Source organism: Enterococcus eurekensis (assembly GCF_042654605.1).
Classification (GTDB): Bacteria; Bacillota; Bacilli; order Lactobacillales; family Enterococcaceae; genus Enterococcus_I; species Enterococcus_I eurekensis.
This window is the reverse complement of sequence record NZ_JBHSGT010000073.1, coordinates 1-588: the sequence shown is the minus strand read 5'-3', so window position 1 is coordinate 588 and position 588 is coordinate 1. Positions and strand designations below refer to the sequence as shown.

1 rRNA gene is annotated in these 588 nt (G+C 47.6%); it reads left to right on the top strand.

Features of this window, described 5'->3' with window-relative positions:
* Positions 1 to 6 precede the first annotated feature (6 nt).
* Positions 7 to 588: ribosomal RNA gene (locus tag ACFO3L_RS11435) — 23S ribosomal RNA — on the top strand; the annotation flags it as partial.

Sequence of the window (588 nt, the reverse complement as noted above, 5' to 3'; positions counted from 1 at the left end):
TGATAAGGTTAAGTGAATAAGGGCGCATGGTGGATGCCTTGGCACTAGAAGCCGATGAAGGACGGGACGAACACCGATATGCTTTGGGGAGCTGTACGTAAGCTTTGATCCAGAGATTTCCGAATGGGGAAACCCAACATCTTTGATAGGATGTTACTTTTCAGTGAATACATAGCTGATTAGAGGTAGACGCAGAGAACTGAAACATCTAAGTACCTGCAGGAAGAGAAAGAAAAATCGATTCCCTTAGTAGCGGCGAGCGAAACGGGAACAGCCCAAACCAACAAGCTTGCTTGTTGGGGTTGTAGGACTCCGTTGTGGTAGTTTTTTCAGATAGTCGAATGACTTGGAAAAGTCAGTCAAAGAGGGTAAAAACCCCGTAGACGAAATTTGGAAGACACCTAGGAGGATCCTGAGTACGGCGGAACACGAGGAATTCCGTCGGAATCCGGGAGGACCATCTCCCAAGGCTAAATACTCTCTAGTGACCGATAGTGAACCAGTACCGTGAGGGAAAGGTGAAAAGCACCCCGGAAGGGGAGTGAAATAGATCCTGAAACCATGTGCCTACAACAAGTTAGAGCCCGT